Origin of the sequence: Novosphingopyxis sp. YJ-S2-01 (genome assembly GCF_016093175.1) — a bacterium.
GTDB classification, from domain to species: Bacteria; Pseudomonadota; Alphaproteobacteria; order Sphingomonadales; family Sphingomonadaceae; genus Novosphingopyxis; species Novosphingopyxis iocasae.
In genome coordinates this window covers 1-478 of sequence record NZ_JAEDAI010000015.1, presented here as the reverse complement: position 1 = coordinate 478, position 478 = coordinate 1, and the positions used below count along the sequence as shown (strand labels likewise).

The window sequence follows — 478 nt, the reverse complement described above, 5'->3', positions numbered from 1 at the left end:
GGATTGATGGAGTTGATGCAAACATTGATGGGGATACCTTCGGGCGCCGGTTCATTGGAATATTGAGAGCTGCCCGGGAAAAGGAAATTGGGGTATTGCAAAGAAAAAGTATAGATAGTGGTATCGAATCCCTGGTGAATGAATTCGAGCGCCAGTCGTTCATTAAAAGTGGACATGCCTCCGCCGCGCAAAGGCCAGGTCGGACCTATAATGATCAGCTTCTTCTTCATGCATCCAATATCAGCAGAAACACCCGTTAACCCAATTTCTTTTCAACCAGGTAGGTGTTCCTTTCACTGGAATTGCGGGTTACCAGTTCGGCCACAAAACCGGTAAGGAACAGCTGCATACCAATGATCATGGTGGTGAGTGCAATGTAAAAACTGGGTCTGTTGGTGAGTGCAAAATCGGTCACCACAAACTTGGCAATGATCAGATAGATACTTGCAATAAATCCGATGAGGAAAGAAATCGTTCC

Annotated in this window: 2 protein-coding genes; both read right to left on the bottom strand. The window is 45.8% G+C overall.

What is annotated here, in order from left to right:
- On the bottom strand, positions 1 to 230 hold a 230-nt coding region (locus tag I6A82_RS14605; RefSeq protein ID WP_232343691.1), incomplete at its 3' end, for a hypothetical protein.
- 26 nt (positions 231 to 256) lie between these two features.
- Positions 257 to 478, bottom strand: a 222-nt coding sequence (locus I6A82_RS14435; protein WP_198095669.1) for a hypothetical protein, incomplete at its 5' end; no start/stop codon positions are given.